A 20198-nucleotide genomic window follows, 5' to 3' on the forward strand; every position below is an offset into this window, starting at 1 on the left:
GTTTGACAAATAAATGGTTTCAGCCGAAGCGTCATTGGAAGGAGATTGAATTATGGAAGGATGTGCCGGAAGAAAAGTGGAATGATTGGCTGTGGCAGCTCACTCATACTGTAAGAACCGTCGATGACCTGAAAAAAGTCATTCATTTGACCGAGGAGGAAGAAGAAGGCGTCAGAATGTCTGTAAAAACCATTCCTCTGAACATTACGCCTTATTATGCTTCCTTAATGGATCCCGATAACCCGAGATGTCCGATCCGCATGCAGTCCGTGCCGCTGTCAGAAGAAATGCACAAAACGAAATATGACCTCGAAGATCCGCTGTTTGAAGATGAAGATTCACCGGTGCCCGGCCTTACGCACCGCTATCCCGACCGCGTTCTTTTTCTCGTGACAAACCAATGCTCGATGTACTGCCGATACTGCACCAGAAGACGATTTTCCGGGCAGATCGGGATGGGCGTGCCGAAAAAACAGCTTGATGCGGCGATCGCTTATATTCGGGAAACGCCTGAAATACGTGACTGTCTCATTTCCGGCGGTGACGGGCTTTTAATTAACGATCAGATTCTCGAATATATTTTGAAAAACCTTCGCGACATTCCTCACCTCGAAATTATCCGGATCGGAACGAGAGCGCCTGTCGTTTTTCCGCAGCGGATAACGGATAACCTTTGTCAGATTCTGAAAAAATATCATCCGGTCTGGCTGAACACTCATTTTAATACGAGCATCGAACTGACGGAAGAATCGGTTGAGGCGTGTGAAAAGCTTGTCAACGCAGGTGTTCCGGTCGGAAACCAGGCCGTTATTTTGGCGGGCATTAACGATTCGGTGCCGATTATGAAAAAGCTCATGCATGATTTAGTGAAAATCCGCGTCCGCCCGTACTATATTTATCAATGTGATCTGTCAGAGGGAATCGGTCATTTCAGAGCGCCCGTGTCAAAAGGTCTGGAAATCATTGAAGGGCTGAGGGGGCACACGACGGGTTTTGCCGTGCCGACTTTTGTCGTCGATGCCCCGGGCGGAGGCGGAAAAATTGCCCTGCAGCCGAACTATTTGCTCTCCCAAAGTCCGGAGAAAGTTGTGATCAGAAACTTTGAAGGGGTGATTACATCTTATCCCGAACCGGAAAACTATATCCCGAATCAAGCCGACGACTATTTTGAATCTGTTTTTCCGGGAACGATGGCCAAACGCGAACCGGTCGGACTAAGCGCTATTTTCGCGGATAAAGAGGTCTCTTTCACACCGGAAAATGTATCGAGAATCAGCAGGAGGAAAGCGTTTACTTCTAACCCTGATCATGAAACGCTGAAAGACCGGAGGGAAAAGAGAGATGAATTAAAAGAAAAGAAATTTATAGCACAGCAGAAAAAAGAGCAAAAAGAAGGCTCGGAAGTCGGAGGTGAATCGCCGTGAAGCCATGCGAGTGGTGCGGCAATCAGAAGGCGTCAGCTTGTCAGTCGGCTGTATACTGGGAGCTTCCTGACGGTACGAGGGCCATAGAAATTACAGACACACCCGCGTTCGCTTGTTCTTCCTGCGGCATGACGTATCAGGAGGAAGCGGTCATAGGCGAAATCGAAAATCAGCTTTTTTTAGTCGACGCCAAAAAATTACCGGAAACACTCACATATCAAGAGCTGATGCAGACAGAACGGATATTGAAACGGAATTATTTTGACTTCTCCTAGTCTTCTTTTGTTGTAATTTCACTTTTGAAATGTATAATAGTACAACAAAAGACAGTCATCAGGAGGGGAAACCCATGAAATCCTTTTACCACTATTTAATGAAATACAGGCATCCTAAGCCGCAGGACGCAATCAGCCGATTTGCGAATCAGGCATACGAAGACCATGGCTTTCCGAAAACGTCAAGCGATTATCATGAGCTCAGTTCGTATTTAGAACTGAGCGCCGATTATTTAGAAACGATGTCGACATTTGATGAGGCTTGGGAAAAATATGAGACCGAGGTGCATCACGCCTGACGAAAAACCGCACATGACATTGTGCGGTTTTTTTGACATGTTGAACAGGTGCAGAAATGGATATTTCCTGTAGTTTTCATGCCCATGCGAAATAATGACGGCCGGCATACGATAGCGTATGACAGTCCGCGGCAAGGGGGAGACAGCATGAAGCCAAATAAACCGAAATTTCAAGTGGGAGATATCGTGGTCGTCGTGATGTACGGAACCGTCGGCACCATTACGAAGGTTCATCAAATTGATAAACATTATCTTTACGAAGTCAACCATAATGAAGTGCTTTATTTTGAATCGTCCATCCAGCTTTATAAAGATTATGAGGGCGTAATCGTCGATATGGAAAAATTGGATATTGAATATGAGTTTCTGATCGGCGACGTCGTATATGTAAAGGACTACGGAAAAGAATTATTCCGTATCATCGGCCACAGAACTGAAATATGGAGATATTTAGAGGATGGCTGGGAGGATATTATTTATGAGCTGACTCGGCTGAAAGACGGAGAGTGGCTTGAAACGGAGGAAGAGGATCTCACGCTGGTTCTGAGAAAATATGAAATGGATCAGTTTGTGCATCAGCTGCTGTTTGTCCACTATGTTGGGGAAGCATCTCATGAGATCGGCGAGGATACCGCCGCGTCCGCTCTTCTTCAGTTTGAAGGCGATGCTGATGATCTTGATACCCTGCATGTGCTGGCGGTATCGATTGTAGATGAGCTCCTTGATATTTATAACGATTATAAGATTCTTTATGATATGTTCGGTGACGAAGAATATAAAGATATGATGAATTTTGTGCTGGAAAGCCTGCGGGAGCATTTCAGCTAGCCGGCAAAAAAACGGACGGTGACATATAAAAACCAGGGCAGACAGCCGGCAAAGATGACAAACGACATTCCTTTCAGCACTTTTTCCAATACGATATCAAATCCATCTCCGTCCAAAAAAGCCATCATTTTCGTCATCATCTTTTCTCCCTCCGGGGGCTTGTTTTTTTAAAAGTATATGAGCGGACAAAGCGATTAGAACTTTCGGGTATAATTTGAAGGGTTTTTTCATAAAACATAAAAAAGGAGGCGGTGTTTGCATGAAAGAAATAGATCTTGTGATTGACACAGAAGAGATAGCCGATTTTTTTTACAGTCAGCTTGCTATGCGCGGGTACATACCGAGTGAAGAGGAGATCTTTGAAATAGCCGACATCACCTTTGATTATTTATTAGAAAAATGTATGATAGACGAAGAGCTTGATGAAGACTGAAACTGCGGAACCGAAGTGAAAAAAGCTTCGGTTTTTTCAATCGGCTCGGGAGAATGAAAAATGGGGGGGGGAAACGTTGTACAAGCCAGCAGGTCTTTTCGCATTGTTTATTCTGCTCGCAGCAGCCATCCGGATCGATGCTGTCCGGGTTTTTGACGAGAGGGTGATAGAAGCGGCGGTCAGGATCAGGGCTGCCTGGCTGAATGAATGGATGTTATGGATAACAGAGCTCGGCACGACCGCGGTGCTTTTACCGCTTCTTCTATTGACGGGAGCAGCCCTGTATATGTACAAAAAAACGCCTGATGTTGTGTTTTTGCCGCTTCTCTTCCTCATTGAACGAATAATAAACATAAAAATAAAAGAATTGATCGAAAGAGCCAGACCCGCTTTTGAGCCGCTCGTCCATGAAACCTCATACAGCTTTCCGAGCGGCCACTCCATGAATTCGGCAGTGATATATCCCGTCATCGCCTACTTTTTAATCAAGCACGTTCCTTTCTTCACGAGAAGAAAGCGGGCCGTCTCCGTCTTTACCGGAGTTCTCGTCATCCTGATCGGGTTCAGCAGAATTTATTTAGGCGCGCATTTTCCGACGGATGTTCTTGCCGGATTCAGTCTCGGACTTTGCCTCGTCTCTCTATTTGCGCTCTTTGACGAAAAGTATCACCCGTTTCGACAAAAATAGAGACAGGAAAAATGAGAAAAAACGCTAATACTATTAAGAAATAAGAGGGAGGGATCTTGATGCTGTTATCGCTGCCCGTGTTTAAAAAAAAGACTTGTGCCTATGATGTGACGATTTTTCAAACACCCCGCTACGGCGAGAAAAAGGGATACAGGGTCGTCTATCGGACAGAGCTGGCCGCTGACAATCATCAAGACGCACTGGAAAGGGCATTTTCTGTATTTAATGTGCCTGATACGGTTCCAAACGACTATCAAGCCAGATTCATAGCGACCGGAGATGTCATACTTATAGACGAAGGAAGAAAAGGAAAGACCTATTACAGGCTTAACCCTGCGGGATGGAGCAAAATCAACCGTTTGCTCGTCCAGCCGAGGTAAGACGGAGCCGGCTGAATGTTCAGCCGGCTTCCGTTTTGTTTTAAGGCTTCCGTTTAGCGGCGGAATGCTCTTTTCCATGCGCTTCATCAGCCGCAATCACGTCTGAAACGGGTACGTGATTGTTCTTTTTCTGACCGGTCACCCGGTTGCGCTGTTTTTTGCCCATTTATGCTCACTCCTTTTTCTTAGGCTGTCATCCCGCATATTCTGCCCAAGATCGCTCTGATCAATGCTGATGATTGTCTCTTACCGTTATTCAGTGTACAATGGGTGGGAGTTTGAATAGGCAGGAGGAAATGGAAATGAGTGTACATATAAACGCAGAAAAAGGTCAGATTGCGGATACAGTGCTTTTGCCGGGAGATCCGCTGAGAGCGAAATTTATTGCGGAAACTTACCTTGAAAATGTGGAATGCTATAATGAAGTCAGAGGAATGTACGGATTTACGGGTACATATAACGGTAAAAAAATATCAGTGCAAGGCACCGGCATGGGTGTTCCGTCTATCTCTATATATGTGAATGAACTGATTCAAAGCTATGATGTTCAAAACCTGATCAGAGTCGGTTCATGCGGAGCCATCCGTAATGACGTGAAGGTGCGAGACGTAATTTTGGCTATGACGTCTTCAACCGATTCACAGATGAACCGTGTCGCTTTCGGAAGTGTAGATTATGCGCCTTGCGCAGATTTCGACCTTCTTCATAAAGCGTACCAGGAAGCGCAAAAAAATAACCTTCCTGTAGCCGTCGGAAGCGTATTCACCGCCGATCAGTTTTACAATGAAGACTCGCAAATCGAAAAGCTTGCGAGATACGGCGTCCTCGGCGTAGAAATGGAAACGACTGCTTTATATACGCTTGCCGCAAAATACGGCAAAAAAGCGCTGTCTATCCTGACTGTAAGCGATCACGTGTTAACAGGAGAAGAGACAACGGCAGAAGAGCGTCAAACGACTTTTCATGATATGATAAAACTGGCGCTGCATACTGTATCGTAAACTTGAGATGAGGGTCATGCTGATAAAAGCAGCCCTCTTCTTTATGCAACGCTCTGATTCAAAAAAAGAAAGGTACGGGTAAAATGAAGAAATCCACTAAATGGTTCTCGCTTGCTGCTGCTCTCAGCGTAACCGCAATCGTGGGCACCGGCTGCAGCATTTCAGGCGGCGACAGCCATAAGGACACAAAAACAACGGCTCAAACAAAACAATCAGATGACACATCAAGCAAAAAAACAACGAAGACAGAAGACAGCGATTTTGTATTGGAGAGCAAATATTTTAATGACATTAAAGAAGTGAACGGGCTTGAAACCATTCAAAACCCGACAAATACACTTGCGCTCGTGAATAAGACATACACGCTGCCGGGAGATTATAAACCGAAGGATCTCGTCATCCCGAAAGTTGAATTTTCTTTCACTGAGAAAATTGAGAAACGATATATCCGCAAACCTGCCGCCGATGCTTTGGCGGAATTGTTCAACGCGGGGAAAAAAGAAGGCTATGACCTGGTTGCCGTTTCTGGATATCGCTCTTATGACAGACAAAAAGTTATTTTCGATAATGAAGTCAGTCTGAAAGGTGAAAAGAAAGCGAAAGAAGCCGTCGCATACCCCGGGCAAAGCGAACACCAGACGGGGCTTGCCATGGATATTTCCAGCAAAAGCAACGGATATGAGCTGAATGAAGCGTTCGGAAACACGGCTGACGGCAAATGGGTGAAAGACCATGCGTATGAATACGGCTTTATCATCCGCTATCCTAAAGGCAAAGAAAATGTAACAAAGTATGAGTATGAGCCATGGCATTTGCGTTATGTAGGCAAAAAAGCGGCAAAAGCCATCCATGACCATCAGTTAACACTTGAAGAATATTTTAATGAAGTAAAGAAAGTATAATAAGAAAAAGCCCGCTTTTAAAAAGATTTAGCGGGCTTTCTTTATTACCAGAAGAGCAAACCTCCAAGCGCAAATCCGGTAATTAAACCAAGGCCGATACCGTAGGCTGCTCCCCAGCCTCCCCAGCCTCCTCCCCAATAACCGAATCCGTACCCTCTGTGACGGCCGCCGACAGGGGCGATATACACTTTAGTGTTTGTCACCCGTACGATTCTACCGACGTGGACTCTGCCGTTTCGTTCTGTAATTCTTGCTACTTTTCCATGGTGCTGCCGGCAAAGATGATAATAGTTTTGCATCTTTTCTCCTCCTATCCAACCTATCTTTCTATGTCAGCTTATGATAGAGTGCGCAAAAAAGGTTGGACGAAAACAGGAGGACAATCGCCGTTTTACTTGTAAGCGATAAAAGCGCAGTGTCCCATATATTCACCGTACTTCTGCATAAGATCGTAATGAGCCGTCAGCGTATCGTAGTGAGCAGGCTGGATAACGGGCGATAAATCCATTTCTGTAGTCGGTTCCTGCGCATTGTTTTCATAGAAAGCGGGAATGAAATCCGCTTTTTGAAAGCCTTGCTGAAGCAATCTCTGCTTCCATGCTGCTTCATCCTGCAATACGGTAAAACCGTAGAAGTCTTTTAACTGCGTGACAGCGTTTTCCGGCAGGGCTTTCTTCAAAGCTGCCTCAATGCCGATCAGCATGCCCCCGGGTTTAAGGACCCGCAGTATTTCAGACAGCGATGAATCAAGCTTTGAAAAGGTGAGAACTGATTCAGAGAGAACGGCAGAAAACTGATTTTCAGCAAACGGAAGCCGCTCAAGCTCAGCCAAATAGCTTTGAATGGTTAAGTCTTCAGCGGCAAATCGCTTTGCTGCCTTTTCAAGCATAAGGGGATCCTTATCAACACAGGTGACGGGATACAGCAGGTGGCTGAGATAAGCGGCCGTCTGTCCAGTTCCGCAGCCGGCGTCAAGGATCGGCTCGCCAGGAGGAGGAGCCGCTTTTGCGAGAACGGCTTTAGAAAAAGCGAGTCCGCCGGGGTGAGCCCCTCCGACTCCGAATAAGGACAGCATTTCTAAATATTTGCTCAAAGTCCGAATCCTCCTTTCTTCCTCAGCATATGTTGGGAGAAAAGCATAGGTTTGGGTAAACGGGAAAGAAGGGCGCCTCACGTTTGAAGTTGACGAATGAGCGTTCGTCTATGATAATAATGTAAGAATAAAAAGGTGGTGTTTTCTTGAAGCGGCAATTTAAACTGTTTTTTATCATATTGATCACTGCGGTCGCAGCCTCGGCGCTTACGCTGTTTATTACGGGCAATACGACCATTTTCGGACAAGGCTCGGCTGCTTTGACGAACAGCAAATTTGAGAAATTCAATAAAGCCTATGAGCAGATTAAAAGTGATTACTATCAAAAAACAGATGACAGCAAATTAGTAGACGGAGCGATAAAAGGCATGATCAGTTCCCTGGATGATCCGTATTCTTCTTATATGGACCCTCAGGAAGGAAAGTCGTTTGAAGAAACAATTTCCGCTTCGTTTGAAGGTATCGGCGCACAAGTGGAAGAAAAGGACGGCAGCATTCTGATCGTATCACCGATCAAAGGGTCTCCTGCGGAAAAAGCGGGGATTAAACCGAATGATCAGATCTTGAAGGTTGACGGCAAAAGCGTCAAAGGCTTGAATGTAAACGAAGCCGTCGCGTTAATCCGCGGCAAAAAGGGGACAAGTGTCAAGCTTGTGCTGCAAAGAGCGGGTGTCGGCGATCTGAACCTGTCGATCAAACGTGACACCATTCCGGTTGAAACGGTGTACTCTGAAATGAAAAAAGGAGACATCGGCGAAATCCAAATCACATCTTTCTCCGAATCGACGGCAAAAGAGCTGAATTCAGCCATTGACAAACTCGAAAAACAAGGAGCAAAAGGATACATTCTGGATTTAAGAGGCAACCCGGGCGGCCTGATGGATGAAGCCATCAAAATGAGCAACATGTTTATCGATAAAGGGAAAAATATTATGCAGGTCGAATACAAAGACGGCACGAAAGAGGTCATGAAAGCAACGAAAGAGCGCAAAGTGACAAAACCGACAGTCGTCCTCGTCAATGACGGCACCGCAAGCGCCGCGGAAATCATGTCAGCTGCGCTGCATGAATCATCGGGGATTCCGCTGATCGGAGAGAAAACGTTCGGAAAAGGGACCGTTCAGACGGCAAAAGATTACAGCGACGGTTCAACCGTTAAACTGACAATCGCAAAATGGCTGACAGCGGACGGAGAGTGGATTCATAAAAAAGGCATCAAACCGCAATATCAGGTTAAGCTGCCTGATTATGCGAACCTGCCGTTTTTAGATGCGAAAAAAACGTACAAATACGGGGATTCCGGAACGGACGTCACCAATGCGCAAAAAATGCTGAAAGCGCTGGGATACAGCGTGAATGTAAACGGCACATATGACAAAGCATTTGAACAAGCCGTCAAACAATTTCAGGCAAAAGAGAAACTGAAAGAAACAGGCATTTTAACAGGAGACACAACGGCAAAATTGATGACAGATCTGCAAAAACAGCTTGCAGACAACGATACACAAATGAAAAAAGCCGTTGAAACATTAAATCTGAACATGAAGAAGTAAAAAAACACCCAGTGCGTCTGTCACGCATTGGGTGTTTTCTGTTTGCAATCCTGCTTACGTCGTTTCCTGTTCAAAAAGGTAGCTGTTCGCCTGTATGAAAAACTGCGATTGTTCATAGTGATAGGTGACTTTTGAAAAGTCGAACGGCTGGCCGTTGGTTAAATGAAAAATCGTTTCAACGCAAAGTTTAGGGGCTCCTGTAAACAGTCCTAAGTACTCCGCTTCTTCTTCATTTAACATCCCCGCATACAAGTATAGATCCGAAAAACCGCGCTTCAATCCGAGACCTTCCCTAATATAATCAAATATTGATTCTGATACGATCTCTTTATTCAAATACGGAATAATCGATTTGTTGTAAAATGACTCCTCGATACATAATGTCTTCCCGTCAATATACCGGATACGTTTGACATAATACACCTCGCCGTCAGACGGCATATTCAGATTTTGCGCAGCCTCAGGTGTGGGCTTTCTCACTTCCAGCGCCAATAATTTGGAGGTGACATTAAAATCTTCAAGCGATTCTTTAAATCCCTGATTAGAAAGCAGGCTGATATACCCTTTTCTTTTATTCCGCCTGACAAAAATGCCGCTTCCTCTGACTTGAAACACAATTCCCTTTTTTTCTAATAGATCCAAGGACTTTGTGATCGTGCTTTTGCTCACGTTAAACTGGGTCATTAAGGTTTGCAGCACAGGCAGTTTATCCCCTTGCTGAAGCTGATGCTCTTCTATGTATTTTTCAATATCCATCGCAATTTGCTGGTATTTTAACATATACATTCCTCATTCATTTATTGTCCCGCTTCTTTCAGAATTATAGCATAAACGTTTTGAAAAGCCATTTTGTGAAATAAATATGATTGTTTACGCATTGATAAATTGTACCGGTACAATTATAATGTTTATGTATAATAAGAAAACTGACTTTTCATGTAAATGCAAAGCATTCTTCCAATCTTGCAAAGCGGATTCATTCGGTTTGACAAGCGGCGGTCAAAAAAGGAGGACATGAACGATGGGAACATTGCCAAAAGACTTTTTATGGGGAGGCGCTCTAGCCGCCCATCAATTTGAAGGGGGCTGGAACAAAGGCGGTAAAGGGCCGAGTGTAGTGGACGTTATGACGGCGGGCGCGCATGGTGTGCCCCGGAAAATAACAGATACAATTGAAGAGCGGGAATTTTACCCGAATCATGAAGCCATCGATTTTTATCATCGTTATAAAGAGGACATCGCATTATTCAGCGAGCTGGGCCTGAAATGTTTAAGAACCTCTATCGGCTGGAGCAGAATTTTTCCTAAAGGTGATGAAACGGAGCCTAACGAGGAAGGATTGGCTTTTTACGACCGGGTGTTTGATGAATTGCTGAAGTATGGGATTGAACCGGTGATTACGTTGTCTCATTTTGAGATGCCGCTGCATTTGGCGAGGGAATACGGGGGTTTCAGAAGCAGAAAAACAATCGGCTTTTTTGTAAAGTTTGCTGAAGTGTGTTTTGAACGCTATAAACATAAAGTGAAGTATTGGATGACGTTTAACGAAATCAACAACAAGATGGATGTGAATAATCCGATCTTTTTATGGACGAACTCAGGTGTCGCCGTCAAAGAAAACGAAAACGCAAAAGAAGTCATGTACCAAGCCGGCCACCACGAATTGCTGGCAAGTGCATTGGCTGTTTCAAAGGGAAAGGAGATCAACCCCGATTTCAGGATCGGAGCGATGGTATCACATGTCCCGATTTATCCTTACTCATCCAATCCGGAAGATGTGATGCTGGCTGAGGAAACGATGAGGCAGCGCTTTTTCTTCCCGGATGTGCAGGTTCGCGGATATTATCCGAGCTATGCGTTAAAAGAGTTTGAAAGAGAGGGCTACCGGATCCGCTTTGAAGACGGTGATGAAGAGATTTTGAAAAACGGCAGGGTGGATTATCTCGGATTCAGTTATTACATGTCCACTACCGTAAAAAGTGACGTGATAAACGATAATACCGGGGATGTCGTAAACGGAGGGTTGCCAAACGGTGTGGAAAATCCCTATATTACAGCGAGTGATTGGGGATGGGCAATTGATCCGACCGGTTTACGGTACACATTAAACCGCTTATACGACCGCTACCAGGTACCGTTATTTATCGTGGAAAACGGATTCGGCGCTATTGACACGTTAGAAGAGGACGGTTCAATCCATGACACAGCGAGAATAGAATATTTAGCGTCACATATAAAAGCTTTGGAAAAAGCGGTCACATATGATGGTGTGGATGTAATGGGGTATACACCATGGGGAATTATCGATATCGTATCATTTACAACCGGTGAAATGAAAAAACGCTACGGTATGATTTATGTTGATCGGGATAATGAAGGCAATGGGTCAATGAAGCGATTCAAGAAAGATTCATTTGAATGGTATAAAAAAGTGATTGAAACAAACGGCTCATTTGTATCCTAAAGGTGTATGTTAAAAGAGAAGGCTTCACAACTGTGTGAAGCCTTCTGTTTATCAGTATATTCGAAAGCGCATTCATAAACCGGGAAGGGAATGATGATCATGTTTATTAAAAAAGGTCTGTCCATTACGGTTGCTTTTCTTTTTCTTTCCTTTCTATTTTCAAGCAGCTTGGAAACCGAAGCCCATGCGGCTGATCGGAAGGCTCCGGACAAAAATAAAGTCAGGGTGTGGTACAGCTCGGAAAAAGATCCGGCTTCCCGTACGTGGTATGACGGGCCAAAAGAAGTGAATTATGCCTTAGACGAACAAACACCCCTGACATTGACAAAAAAGAAGCCTTCTGACTCCGCTGCCGTGTATATTGATCCATCGCACCGTTATCAAAGTGTGTTAGGCATAGGATCATCTTTGGAAGAATCGACCATCCATAATTTATCGAAAATGTCTCCCGGAAAAAGAAAAGAAGTGTTAAAAAAACTGGTTGATCCCAATGAAGGCGTCGGCATGGACGTCATGCGCATAACGATAGGGACATCAGATTTTACGGCACAGGAATTTTACACATATGACGATATGCCTGAGGGCCAAAAAGATCCACAACTCAAAAATTTCTCGATTCAAAAGGATATTGATTTACACATTACATCAACCATCAAGGAAGCGCTGGCGATCAATCCGAAGCTGAAAATCATTGCCTCACCGTGGAGCCCGCCGGCATGGATGAAAACGAATGAAAACCTCAAAAGGGGAAAGCTGAAAGATCAATATATCGGTGAGCTGGCCGTTTATTTCCGCAAATTTATTGAAGCATATGAAAAGCAGGGAATCCCCATTTATGCGATGACCCTTCAAAATGAACCTTTGCTGGAAATCGACTATCCGAGCATGTACATGCCGCCGTCTCAGCAGCGTAAACTGGCGATAGCCGTGAAAAAGGAATTGAAAAAACACGTAATTGACACGAAAATTTGGATTTATGATCATAATGCAATCGGGGCGTGGAACTACATTCCGCCGATTTTAGATGATAAAAAAGGAAATCAGGCGGCAGATGGCATTGCTTTCCATGATTATGACGGGGACCTTTCCGTTATGTCGGAAATCGGAAGAAGGTACCCCGATAAATCCATTCACTTAACGGAGCGGTCCGTCTGGGGGACGGCAGGGGCGGACCGGATCGCGCAGTATTTCCGCAATGGCACGTCCAGCTACAATGCGTGGGTGACGATGCTCGACAGTCAAATCAAGACGCACCATTGGATAGGCACCCCGGATCCGACGCTGTTTATTCAGGATGCTAAAAACCCCGACCGCTATTGGAATATCCCGATCTATCATATGACGGGCAATTTTTCAAAATTTGTCGAGCGCGGAGCCAAACGGATAGAAAGTAATTACGGCTCCAAAAACACCGTCACGAATGTCTCGTTCCTTAATCCTGATCAATCTATTGTAACAATCGTCATCAACCAGACATCCGCCGACCAAAAATTCCGCATTGTTTCAGGGAACCGGCAGTTCGAAGCCGTCATCCCGGCAAAAACCGTCGCCACCTACAAATGGCAGCACAAAAAGTAAAAAAGCCGGCACATCGATGTGCCGGCTTTTGGTTAAGCGCCTTTTTGATTCAGTTTATCAGAGGGCGTTTTTTTGAATAAACCGTCTTTGACGGCGTTTGAGGCTGCTTTTTTTACAAAAAACGGGTTAAGGATAATAACGGCTGCCATGTTAGCGGTCAAACCCCAAAAGCCTTCATATATACCGTGGGCGGATTGGGTGATATTTACCGTGAATGTCACGATAAGACCGACGAGAAGGCCGATAATTGTCGCTTCTTTCGTTTGATTCTTCCAAAACAGACTGACGGCGATCGCCGGAAAGATCTGCACCATGCCGGAAACGCCGAGAAGCTGAAGCGTAACGAGCGCAGTCGGGAACAGCATACCGAATAAAAGCGCGAGACCGATGACGACAAATACCATTGAACGGGTGATCATCGTCAGCTTGTTTGGTGACACATTCGGGTGAATCAAATCCCGATATAAGTTATTCGCAAATAAGTTTGATGCTCCGATCGCCATAATAGAGCAGGGAATCAAAGACGCAAGAGCAATCGTGGAATAAGCAAAGCCCTGCGCGACCCCGCCGTATGACGTTTGAATCAGCTTCAATAAAGCGAGCCGCGGGTTAGTATCTTCCGGCAGGACAAGAAATGCGATAAAGCCGAGAAAAATAACAAGAATCAAAACAATATTATAAAGCGGAAGAAACATGCTGTTTTTGCGGACGGCATCCGCGCTTTTTGCCGTGAATACACCAGTTGCCGCATGCGCCCACATAAAGAGCGCCAAGGCAGATACGATGGAAGCGGTGATAAACCAAGGAATTCCTTTCGGCCCCGAGTCTGGGATCGTCAGCATTTGCGGCGCTTTTTCCGCCAAGGTGTGAATCATCGGTGTCCACCCGTGAAAATGGATCAGCGGGAGCGACACGACCATAAACAGCATAATCACCCACACCAGAATGTCTTTAATAATTGCCGTAAACGTCGGCCCTTTAATTCCGCTGAAAAAGGTATACAGCGCTACAAGAATAAAGGAGATGATAACGACCATATTAACATTAATGACACCCGTTCCGGCCACCTGAAGCGTATCCTGAATGCCGCTCAGCTGGAGACAGATATAAGGAATGAGCATAAGAACGCCGACAATGGCGACAAGACTGGCCAAAAGCTTACTGTCAAAACGCTCACGGGCATAATCGGCAAGCGTCGTTAATTTATGGATTTTTGCCACTTTCCACAGCTTTGGCAGAAAGAAATAAGCAATAAAATACGCCAAAACAGAATACGGAATTGCAAAAAAAGCTACGCTTCCCCCTGTGTAGGCGGTGCTTGTCAAGCCTAAAAACGTATAAGCTGTATAGAGGTCCGCGCCGACTAAAAACCAGACGAGCAGCCCGCCGAACCGTCTGCCCCCGACAGACCATTCTTCAACAGAAGTGCGTGATGATTTGTCTCTCCCGGCTATAAAGCCGATGCAGACAACGGTTAAAACGATGACGGCTGTAATGATCAATGCTGTTATATTTGCGGGCATCAGTCCAGTCCTCCTTGTTTCTTCTGCAGTCTATAAATAAGAAACGAACATAATGGAGTGACTGCGATCCATAAAAGCAGCCAGAAATGAAAAAACGGCAGCCCGATGATGATTGGATGAACCCGATTAGCGACTGACAAAAGGGCCAGCTGGCTGAAAGGGATTAAAATAAGAACGAAAATTAGTGCTTTTCTGACCATTTACTTTCCTCCTGAAACCTGATAATGCTCCTTATCATAGCAGTTGTCAGATAAGATCACAAGATATTTTTCAGAAAAAAAAGAATTCTATTACTTTTTTAACCGAAACACTTTAGTTGCAACTTCATTCATAGTAAATTAGAATAGTTAATATCTCGAAATCAAGATATTTAGGAGTGAATACAATGAATACTCAAGGATTGCACCATGTTACCGCATTTGCGAAAGATCCTGCTGAAAATCTGCGGTTTTATACTGAAGTATTGGGCTTGCGGCTCGTTAAAAAAACCGTTAATTTTGATGACCCGGCCACATATCATTTTTATTTCGGCAACCAAAACGGAGAACCCGGCACGATTATTACATTTTTCCCTTTTCAGGGCAGCCGACCGGGAACCGTGGGAAAAGGGCAGGCCGGAAGAATTTATTTCTCTGTGCCGAAAGGGGCACTCGCGTTTTGGCAGCGACGGCTTGAAGAAAATGGTATACCTGTAAAAGAGCAGACTATGCTTTCTGAACAAGTGCTTCTCTTTGATGATACAGAAGACCTGCCGCTTGCCATAATGGAAGATGAAAGAAGCGGACAGAGTGAATGGACTCCTTCGGGCATTACTGAAAAAGAAGCGATTACAGGCATGAGAGGTGTTCTTTTGTACTCGTACCGTCCTGAAGCAACCATTCAATTTCTAATGGAACGCTTCGGCTATTCAAAGACAGGGGAAGAAAATCAGATTGTCAGACTGCAATCGGAGGCACGGATCGGACATATCATTGATGTTGACCTTGCGCCGAAAGAAGCAGGTGTCGGCGGTTACGGGACAGTTCATCATGTCGCATTCCGCACTACTAAGAATGAGCAGGCGGAATGGAAGAATATTCTTGCTGATTCTCATCTTGCTTCATCTGACTTTCTTGACAGATCTTACTTTACATCAATCTATTTCAGAGAAAGCGGCGGCATTTTATTTGAAATGGCAACCGATGAACCGGGATTTATGACGGATGAATCCTTTGAAAATCTCGGTACAGAGCTGAAACTTCCGGAATGGCTGGAAGAGCACCGCGGTCAAATTACCGCTATTCTTCCCAAAATGGAGAAAGGAGAATGATGATGAAACATGTATTTGAACAGGGAACGTCAGAAAATGTTCTGCTGCTATTGCACGGAACGGGGGGGAATGAACACGATCTTCTGTCGCTCGGACGTTTTATCGATCCGAAAGCAAGTTTGCTCGGGGTCAGAGGATCAGTGCTTGAAAACGGCATGCCCCGTTTTTTTAAGCGGCTGAAAGAAGGCGTATTTGACGAGAAAGATTTAATTGAACGGACGGAAGAATTAAAGAATTTTATTGATGAAGCGGCGCAAATGTACGGATTCAGCAGAGAAAACGTGATTGCTGCCGGCTATTCAAACGGCGCCAACATTGCGGCAAGTCTTTTGTTTCATTATAAAGACGTACTGAAAGGGGCGGTTCTTCATCATCCGATGGTGCCGATTCGCGGAGTGAAGCTCCCAGATATGGCAGGGCTTCCTGTTTTTATCGGTGCAGGGAAGCGGGATCCGCTTTGTACAAAAGAAGAATCGGAGGAGCTTTATCAGTATCTGACTGATGCTGATGCATCTGTTTCTCTTGTTTGGCAGGAGGGCGGCCATCAGCTCACACAGCAGGAAGCCGAGCAGGCACGAACCTGGTACAGTGAGCGATTCCTATAAAAAAAACCCTTAGTCTGCTTAAGCGGACTAAGGGTTTCTTTCATCTTACAGCCAAGTTGACACTTGTGATACAGGGATCCGATTGCTTTTGTGCGCAGGCTTAACGGCTTTACCGATTGAAATCAGCATGACGGGAACGAAACGTTCGCTCACGTCGAATTCCTTCACGAATTGCTCTTTATTAAATCCGCCGATCGCGCAAGTGTCATAGCCTTTAGCTTTTGCAGCAATCATCAGCTGCATCGCCGCTAAAGAAGCGTTTAAAAATGCTGAATCACGGGCAAACTGTTCATTTTGGTATGCACCGTTAATCTGGCTTAACAGCGTCTGTTTGATCTCTTCTGTAATATTGCCTTGCTCAGTCAGTTCAGCATAAACGTCTTCACCATTTTCGTTTGCTTTTAAGTCGCCTAATACGGCAATGACAGCTGAAGATTCAATAATCTGTTTTTGATTAAAGGCAACCGGAAGAAGGGCAGCTTTTGCTTCATCACTGTGGAATACTTGGAAATGCCAATGCTGAAGGTTCCAGGCGGAAGGGGCTTGCGTCGTAATGTCCAGAAGTTCTGTTAATTCCTCTTTAGTAATGACCGCATCTTTATCGTATTCTTTAACGGATGCGCGTTCTTTCAAAACGTCTAATACGGATGTCATCTTGTTTCCTCCTTCGGATAAACGTGTTATTATAATAGAAAAGTTAGAAGCTTACTAAATGTAACTCGGGAACTAATTTTAATGGATTACAGCAAACTTGTCAATTCATAGATGAAGGGATGAACTCACGTGGGATATACAATGTGTCCTAAAATGGAATCCGCTTTTTCTCTTTTGGGAAAGCGCTGGAACGGCCTCATTATCCATGTACTGATGGACGGGCCGAAACGTTTTAAAGATATGACCGAAACCATACCGACGATCAGCCAAAAAATGCTTGCGGAGCGGCTCAAAGAGCTGGAACAAAATGAAATCGTCGAGCGCCAGGTGCTGCCTGAAACGCCTGTCAAAGTCATTTATAAGCTGACTGATAAAGGCATGGCCCTGCAAGCCGTTTTTCAGGAAATGCAAAAATGGGCAGACAGTTTTTGCGAGCCCGGGGGGCCTGTCAAAGACGAATCATGTCATGAATAACAAAGGCTGCCCAAGGCAGCCTTTTCTTAATGAAATGGTCAATCTTTGTCAAAACCATAAACCCTAATCTTACATCATGGTCCTCACTGTAGCCGAACTCAAACCTGCAGCAGGAGCAAATATCAAATGTTTTATGATATTCGCTATTGCAAACAGGATTTTTATCTAATCCTTTAAATCCGCATTACAACTCACTAACCAACATCCATCACTTTTACTATCGCCCAATCAATTTCCGCGCTTTATGAATACCTTTAAGAATAGTCAGACATAAAGGAGGAAAAACATGTACCCTCGTCATGCGTTGTATCGCGGGAATTTCGGACCTGCCGGATTTCCGGTGAGAAGTCCTTTTCTGTTCGGCGCTCCTTTATTCGGCGGTTTTTTAGGCGGTCTTCTCGGAGGCGTGATTGCCACAGGTTTTACGAGACCCCGGTATCCGTACGGTTTCGCCGGTTACGGATACGGAGGCCCATATGGCGGTTTCGGGCCAGGAGTCGGCGGTTACCCGCCATTTTATTAAAGAAAAAACGGCCTGCATCACGCGGGCCGTTTTTTTATCTTAAAATCTCCACTTCCGATAAATTGTAGTCTTCCAGTTTTGAAAACATGACTTCAATCATCCCGTCTTTATAGACTGCTTTTGTTCCTTTCCGTTTGACGAGGCTCGGAAGAACAATTTCTTTTTTTCCTTCCGCCAGACTGCTGTTCTCTACCACGAGGCTGTGTGACGTATGCTTAATCCTGATCCGGTCGAGTTCATCCTGCTCAGCGGGAATTTTTGCAAAAACATGATCGGATGTTTCAAACAGGTCAATTTCCGGCTTGGGCGGTTCTGCTTCGACCGGCTCGGCCTTTTGGGACATCGGGTCGCGAAAAGGGAACTGCCCGGCATAACCGGCGCCGAATACGCTTTCCATTACTCGGTTGACATATGTCTCGACATCTTTCGGATCTGCATTTTTAAACGTTTCTTTAGAGAACTGATTTTGGAAGGGAAAATATCTGTTCCAATCAAACACGGCATCTCACCCTTTCTTAACGGACAACATAGTATATGCCCGCCATAACCTTCCCGTGATATAATATAATCTGTTTACAGAAAGGAAGGGGAAGGCCGTGCAAGGGAATACCGCAAGAAAAGGAATCATTTATACCGCTTGTTCATTTGCCATGTGGGGGCTGTTTCCGGTCTATTGGAAGCTGCTTGAACATATACCCGCATTGGACATTTTAGCTCACAGGATTTTATGGTCGTTTGTTTTCATGTGTGTGCTTTTAACTGTGCTTAAAAAGTGGAAAACCGGATGGCGTGAACTGTGTCTTTTAAAATCTGAAGGGGCCTGCTGGCGCTTTTTTTCGCTTCTGTTTTAATATCCATTAATTGGTTTGTGTACATATGGGCAGTTAACCACGGCTTTTTGCTTGAAGCAAGTCTCGGTTACTATATTAATCCGCTCGTTTCCGTTCTTTTGGGCATCCTATTTTTAAAAGAAAAGCTGAACAGACTGCAAACAGCAGCCGTTTCGATTGCCGGAGCGGCCGTGATCATATCGGCGTTTCAGTATGGCGCAGTTCCTTATATCGCGTTGCTGCTTGCGTTCAGTTTCGGCCTGTACGGCCTATGCAAAAAAAGAACCCGCATGTCCAGCACAATCGGTCTGACATTGGAAACGCTTCTGGTTACTCCGGCTGCTCTTATTTACTTAGGTTATGCGGCTGACGGGAGCGCTTCCGGGTCCTTGGGTGCAGAAACATGGGCGCTCCTTTTTTTCGCAGGCGTATTTACAGCCCTGCCGCTGTTACTGTTTGCAGAGGGGGCAAAGCGACTGCCGCTGTATCAAGTCGGCATTTTGCAATATATATCGCCCACCATTACCCTTATGCTCGGCGTATTTGTATATCATGAGCCGTTTTCCGGGCAAAAAGCGTTTACCTTCATTTGTATATGGGCAGCATTGCTCTTGTTTACCTTTTCACAGATAAAATGGAAACGGCCGTTAAAAAGCCGCTAAGCCTTTCGCTTTCCAGTGATAGCTTAAATTATGTATAATCATTACGAGTATGTAAAGGAGCTGTACAATGGGCACTGATAAAGACATCGCAAAAGCCTATCAGGCGCTGTGGAACAATCGCACACTCCCGGCTTCAACCCTTGAAGAAGCGGAGAAGGCAATTGATCTGGAACTGCTTGATCAAAGAACACATCCGAGGCTCCGAAAGACGCCCGAGGAAAAGTTTGCTCTGGCGGTGCAGCGAATTGTAGATTCCCGGCTGCAGCCGATTGAGAAATATGAATTGGTTGAACTACATACGAAGCGATTGCAATTTTTAAAAGAAGAAAGAGGGGAGCAGCTATGAAAGCGATCATAAAAGAAGATGTGCAAACTTCTTTAGAACGATTTGCCGATCGTCCTGTATATATCCATTTGGAAACAACGACCGGTTCTTATTCAGCGCATCTGAATGAGAAAAATATGACGGTTGTAGCCTATATACGCAATGCAAAAGTGACGTACCATCAGGCGAAAATCAAAGGGAACGGCCCGTACCGCGTCGGTTTGAAAACTGAAGAGGGCTGGATTTATGCAGAAGGCCTGACTGAATATACAGTAGATGACGAAGACCGTCTGTTAATGGCAGGGCATCTGCCGGGCGGAAAATTGGCGATTTCGCTTCAAATCAGCGAAAAGCCGTTTACAGTTTAAAGAAAAG

The 20198-nt window shown here is 45.0% G+C and carries 27 protein-coding genes and 2 pseudogenes; 19 read left to right on the forward strand and 10 right to left on the reverse strand.

Annotation, left to right across the window (positions count from 1 at the left end):
* Positions 1 to 2: 2 nt before the first annotated feature.
* From kamA to ACXN9U_RS04805, 4 genes are all read left to right on the forward strand, one after another.
* Positions 3 to 1424, forward strand: coding sequence for a lysine 2,3-aminomutase (gene kamA / locus ACXN9U_RS04790; RefSeq protein WP_049628641.1), 1422 nt, complete (start codon positions 3 to 5; stop codon positions 1422 to 1424).
* Positions 1421 to 1699: a YokU family protein gene (locus ACXN9U_RS04795; protein WP_016936641.1), complete on the forward strand. Its 279-nt coding sequence runs from the start codon at positions 1421 to 1423 to the stop codon at positions 1697 to 1699. The genes kamA and ACXN9U_RS04795 overlap by 4 nt, the downstream gene beginning before the upstream one ends.
* Before the next feature lie 74 nt (positions 1700 to 1773).
* Positions 1774 to 1998 carry a YozE family protein gene (locus ACXN9U_RS04800; RefSeq protein WP_016936640.1) on the forward strand — a complete coding sequence of 75 codons (225 nt, stop codon included), beginning with the start codon at positions 1774 to 1776 and terminating at the stop codon, positions 1996 to 1998.
* Between the two features lie 147 nt (positions 1999 to 2145).
* Complete coding sequence (locus tag ACXN9U_RS04805; protein ID WP_016936639.1) at positions 2146 to 2826, forward strand: hypothetical protein; 681 nt, start codon at positions 2146 to 2148, stop codon at positions 2824 to 2826.
* On the opposite strand, the gene ACXN9U_RS04810 is transcribed toward ACXN9U_RS04805, so the two are convergent.
* A complete protein-coding gene (locus ACXN9U_RS04810; RefSeq protein WP_014418137.1) occupies positions 2823 to 2966 on the reverse strand; it encodes a hypothetical protein in 144 nt (47 codons plus the stop codon). The genes ACXN9U_RS04805 and ACXN9U_RS04810 overlap by 4 nt on opposite strands.
* Before the next feature lie 119 nt (positions 2967 to 3085).
* Between ACXN9U_RS04810 and ACXN9U_RS04815 the strand changes: the two genes are divergently transcribed.
* From ACXN9U_RS04815 to ACXN9U_RS04825, 3 genes are all read left to right on the forward strand, one after another.
* Positions 3086 to 3259 (forward strand): YozD family protein, encoded by a 174-nt coding sequence (locus tag ACXN9U_RS04815; RefSeq protein ID WP_013352563.1) that lies wholly within the window; start codon positions 3086 to 3088, stop codon positions 3257 to 3259.
* A gap of 76 nt (positions 3260 to 3335) precedes the next feature.
* A complete protein-coding gene (locus tag ACXN9U_RS04820; RefSeq protein WP_060965030.1) occupies positions 3336 to 3947 on the forward strand; it encodes a phosphatase PAP2 family protein in 612 nt (203 codons plus the stop codon).
* Positions 3948 to 4006: 59 nt separating this feature from the next.
* A complete protein-coding gene (locus ACXN9U_RS04825) occupies positions 4007 to 4327 on the forward strand; it encodes a YodL domain-containing protein (protein WP_003153700.1) in 321 nt (106 codons plus the stop codon).
* A 40-nt stretch (positions 4328 to 4367) separates the two neighbouring features.
* Here the strand turns inward: ACXN9U_RS04825 and ACXN9U_RS04830 are convergent, their stop codons facing one another.
* A complete protein-coding gene (locus tag ACXN9U_RS04830) occupies positions 4368 to 4493 on the reverse strand; it encodes a hypothetical protein (RefSeq protein WP_003153701.1) in 126 nt (41 codons plus the stop codon).
* Positions 4494 to 4629: 136 nt separating this feature from the next.
* Between ACXN9U_RS04830 and deoD the strand changes: the two genes are divergently transcribed.
* Positions 4630 to 5328: a purine-nucleoside phosphorylase gene (gene deoD / locus ACXN9U_RS04835; protein ID WP_047474591.1), complete on the forward strand. Its 699-nt coding sequence runs from the start codon at positions 4630 to 4632 to the stop codon at positions 5326 to 5328.
* An 83-nt stretch (positions 5329 to 5411) separates the two neighbouring features.
* Positions 5412 to 6230: a M15 family metallopeptidase gene (locus ACXN9U_RS04840; protein ID WP_060962536.1), complete on the forward strand. Its 819-nt coding sequence runs from the start codon at positions 5412 to 5414 to the stop codon at positions 6228 to 6230.
* A 44-nt stretch (positions 6231 to 6274) separates the two neighbouring features.
* On the opposite strand, the gene ACXN9U_RS04845 is transcribed toward ACXN9U_RS04840, so the two are convergent.
* On the reverse strand, positions 6275 to 6529 hold the full coding sequence (locus ACXN9U_RS04845; RefSeq protein WP_060962537.1) for a hypothetical protein: 255 nt from the start codon (positions 6527 to 6529) through the stop codon (positions 6275 to 6277).
* A 92-nt stretch (positions 6530 to 6621) separates the two neighbouring features.
* Entirely contained in the window at positions 6622 to 7323 is a 702-nt protein-coding gene (locus ACXN9U_RS04850; RefSeq protein ID WP_489202238.1) for a class I SAM-dependent methyltransferase, read from the reverse strand.
* A gap of 146 nt (positions 7324 to 7469) precedes the next feature.
* Between ACXN9U_RS04850 and ctpA the strand changes: the two genes are divergently transcribed.
* Entirely contained in the window at positions 7470 to 8876 is a 1407-nt protein-coding gene (ctpA, locus tag ACXN9U_RS04855) for a carboxy-terminal processing protease CtpA (RefSeq protein WP_489202239.1), read from the forward strand.
* 54 nt (positions 8877 to 8930) lie between these two features.
* Here ctpA and ACXN9U_RS04860 read toward each other — a convergent pair whose 3' ends face one another.
* Positions 8931 to 9656, reverse strand: a complete 726-nt coding sequence (locus ACXN9U_RS04860; RefSeq protein WP_016936631.1) for a GntR family transcriptional regulator — start codon at positions 9654 to 9656, stop codon at positions 8931 to 8933.
* A gap of 241 nt (positions 9657 to 9897) precedes the next feature.
* On the opposite strand from ACXN9U_RS04860, the gene bglA reads away from it, so the two are divergent.
* Together bglA and ACXN9U_RS04870 are read left to right on the forward strand one after the other, a co-directional pair.
* Positions 9898 to 11340: a 6-phospho-beta-glucosidase BglA gene (gene bglA / locus ACXN9U_RS04865; protein WP_060962541.1), complete on the forward strand. Its 1443-nt coding sequence runs from the start codon at positions 9898 to 9900 to the stop codon at positions 11338 to 11340.
* Positions 11341 to 11439: 99 nt separating this feature from the next.
* Positions 11440 to 12918, forward strand: coding sequence for a glycoside hydrolase family 30 protein (locus tag ACXN9U_RS04870; RefSeq protein WP_489202240.1), 1479 nt, complete (start codon positions 11440 to 11442; stop codon positions 12916 to 12918).
* Between the two features lie 32 nt (positions 12919 to 12950).
* On the opposite strand, the gene ACXN9U_RS04875 is transcribed toward ACXN9U_RS04870, so the two are convergent.
* Both ACXN9U_RS04875 and ACXN9U_RS04880 read right to left on the reverse strand, forming a co-directional pair.
* Positions 12951 to 14441 carry a sodium:solute symporter family protein gene (locus ACXN9U_RS04875; RefSeq protein WP_045926158.1) on the reverse strand — a complete coding sequence of 497 codons (1491 nt, stop codon included), beginning with the start codon at positions 14439 to 14441 and terminating at the stop codon, positions 12951 to 12953.
* On the reverse strand, positions 14441 to 14641 hold the full coding sequence (locus ACXN9U_RS04880; RefSeq protein WP_003153716.1) for a DUF3311 domain-containing protein: 201 nt from the start codon (positions 14639 to 14641) through the stop codon (positions 14441 to 14443). Before ACXN9U_RS04880 ends, ACXN9U_RS04875 begins: the two co-directional genes overlap by 1 nt.
* Before the next feature lie 185 nt (positions 14642 to 14826).
* On the opposite strand from ACXN9U_RS04880, the gene ACXN9U_RS04885 reads away from it, so the two are divergent.
* Positions 14827 to 15750, forward strand: coding sequence for a ring-cleaving dioxygenase (locus ACXN9U_RS04885; protein ID WP_489202241.1), 924 nt, complete (start codon positions 14827 to 14829; stop codon positions 15748 to 15750).
* A 2-nt stretch (positions 15751 to 15752) separates the two neighbouring features.
* Positions 15753 to 16355, forward strand: a complete 603-nt coding sequence (locus tag ACXN9U_RS04890; protein WP_060962544.1) for an alpha/beta hydrolase — start codon at positions 15753 to 15755, stop codon at positions 16353 to 16355.
* Between the two features lie 45 nt (positions 16356 to 16400).
* Here the strand turns inward: ACXN9U_RS04890 and ACXN9U_RS04895 are convergent, their stop codons facing one another.
* Positions 16401 to 17009, reverse strand: coding sequence for a nitroreductase family protein (locus tag ACXN9U_RS04895; RefSeq protein WP_060962545.1), 609 nt, complete (start codon positions 17007 to 17009; stop codon positions 16401 to 16403).
* A 129-nt stretch (positions 17010 to 17138) separates the two neighbouring features.
* Between ACXN9U_RS04895 and yodB the strand changes: the two genes are divergently transcribed.
* Positions 17139 to 17483, forward strand: coding sequence for a transcriptional regulator YodB (gene yodB, locus ACXN9U_RS04900; protein ID WP_060962546.1), 345 nt, complete (start codon positions 17139 to 17141; stop codon positions 17481 to 17483).
* A gap of 25 nt (positions 17484 to 17508) precedes the next feature.
* On the opposite strand, the pseudogene ACXN9U_RS04905 reads toward yodB, so the two are convergent.
* A pseudogene (locus tag ACXN9U_RS04905) lies at positions 17509 to 17667 on the reverse strand (hypothetical protein); the annotation flags it as partial.
* A gap of 102 nt (positions 17668 to 17769) precedes the next feature.
* Here ACXN9U_RS04905 and ACXN9U_RS04910 point away from each other — a divergent pair.
* Positions 17770 to 18006 carry a hypothetical protein gene (locus ACXN9U_RS04910; protein ID WP_049628635.1) on the forward strand — a complete coding sequence of 79 codons (237 nt, stop codon included), beginning with the start codon at positions 17770 to 17772 and terminating at the stop codon, positions 18004 to 18006.
* Positions 18007 to 18040: 34 nt separating this feature from the next.
* Here the strand turns inward: ACXN9U_RS04910 and ACXN9U_RS04915 are convergent, their stop codons facing one another.
* Complete coding sequence (locus ACXN9U_RS04915; RefSeq protein WP_016936621.1) at positions 18041 to 18505, reverse strand: hypothetical protein; 465 nt, start codon at positions 18503 to 18505, stop codon at positions 18041 to 18043.
* Between the two features lie 151 nt (positions 18506 to 18656).
* Here ACXN9U_RS04915 and rarD point away from each other — a divergent pair.
* The 3 genes and pseudogenes from rarD (at position 18657) to ACXN9U_RS04930 (ending at position 20191) form a co-directional block, all read left to right on the forward strand.
* Positions 18657 to 19498 (forward strand): annotated as a pseudogene (gene rarD, locus ACXN9U_RS04920) (EamA family transporter RarD).
* Between the two features lie 67 nt (positions 19499 to 19565).
* Complete coding sequence (locus ACXN9U_RS04925; RefSeq protein ID WP_060962547.1) at positions 19566 to 19844, forward strand: hypothetical protein; 279 nt, start codon at positions 19566 to 19568, stop codon at positions 19842 to 19844.
* Complete coding sequence (locus tag ACXN9U_RS04930) at positions 19841 to 20191, forward strand: YojF family protein (RefSeq protein WP_016936618.1); 351 nt, start codon at positions 19841 to 19843, stop codon at positions 20189 to 20191. Before ACXN9U_RS04925 ends, ACXN9U_RS04930 begins: the two co-directional genes overlap by 4 nt.
* Positions 20192 to 20198 lie beyond the last annotated feature (7 nt).

The organism is Bacillus sp. BACIII, assembly GCF_057836745.1.

Bases quoted from the DNA above. Each gene is read 5' to 3' on its own strand.
- ACXN9U_RS04870 (WP_489202240.1), top strand. From the start codon at position 11,440: ATGTTTATTAAAAAAGGTCTGTCCATTACGGTTGCTTTTCTTTTTCTT.
- ACXN9U_RS04825 (WP_003153700.1), top strand. From the start codon at position 4,007: ATGCTGTTATCGCTGCCCGTGTTTAAAAAAAAGACTTGTGCCTATGAT.
- ACXN9U_RS04800 (WP_016936640.1), top strand. From the start codon at position 1,774: ATGAAATCCTTTTACCACTATTTAATGAAATACAGGCATCCTAAGCCG.
- deoD (WP_047474591.1), top strand. From the start codon at position 4,630: ATGAGTGTACATATAAACGCAGAAAAAGGTCAGATTGCGGATACAGTG.
- ACXN9U_RS04845 (WP_060962537.1), bottom strand. From the start codon at position 6,529: ATGCAAAACTATTATCATCTTTGCCGGCAGCACCATGGAAAAGTAGCA.
- ACXN9U_RS04840 (WP_060962536.1), top strand. From the start codon at position 5,412: ATGAAGAAATCCACTAAATGGTTCTCGCTTGCTGCTGCTCTCAGCGTA.
- ACXN9U_RS04805 (WP_016936639.1), top strand. From the start codon at position 2,146: ATGAAGCCAAATAAACCGAAATTTCAAGTGGGAGATATCGTGGTCGTC.
- ACXN9U_RS04830 (WP_003153701.1), bottom strand. From the start codon at position 4,493: ATGGGCAAAAAACAGCGCAACCGGGTGACCGGTCAGAAAAAGAACAAT.
- ACXN9U_RS04910 (WP_049628635.1), top strand. From the start codon at position 17,770: ATGTACCCTCGTCATGCGTTGTATCGCGGGAATTTCGGACCTGCCGGA.
- ACXN9U_RS04925 (WP_060962547.1), top strand. From the start codon at position 19,566: ATGGGCACTGATAAAGACATCGCAAAAGCCTATCAGGCGCTGTGGAAC.
- ACXN9U_RS04875 (WP_045926158.1), bottom strand. From the start codon at position 14,441: ATGCCCGCAAATATAACAGCATTGATCATTACAGCCGTCATCGTTTTA.
- ACXN9U_RS04895 (WP_060962545.1), bottom strand. From the start codon at position 17,009: ATGACATCCGTATTAGACGTTTTGAAAGAACGCGCATCCGTTAAAGAA.
- ACXN9U_RS04885 (WP_489202241.1), top strand. From the start codon at position 14,827: ATGAATACTCAAGGATTGCACCATGTTACCGCATTTGCGAAAGATCCT.
- ACXN9U_RS04880 (WP_003153716.1), bottom strand. From the start codon at position 14,641: ATGGTCAGAAAAGCACTAATTTTCGTTCTTATTTTAATCCCTTTCAGC.
- bglA (WP_060962541.1), top strand. From the start codon at position 9,898: ATGGGAACATTGCCAAAAGACTTTTTATGGGGAGGCGCTCTAGCCGCC.
- ACXN9U_RS04810 (WP_014418137.1), bottom strand. From the start codon at position 2,966: ATGATGACGAAAATGATGGCTTTTTTGGACGGAGATGGATTTGATATC.
- ACXN9U_RS04860 (WP_016936631.1), bottom strand. From the start codon at position 9,656: ATGTTAAAATACCAGCAAATTGCGATGGATATTGAAAAATACATAGAA.
- ACXN9U_RS04815 (WP_013352563.1), top strand. From the start codon at position 3,086: ATGAAAGAAATAGATCTTGTGATTGACACAGAAGAGATAGCCGATTTT.
- ACXN9U_RS04890 (WP_060962544.1), top strand. From the start codon at position 15,753: ATGAAACATGTATTTGAACAGGGAACGTCAGAAAATGTTCTGCTGCTA.
- ACXN9U_RS04930 (WP_016936618.1), top strand. From the start codon at position 19,841: ATGAAAGCGATCATAAAAGAAGATGTGCAAACTTCTTTAGAACGATTT.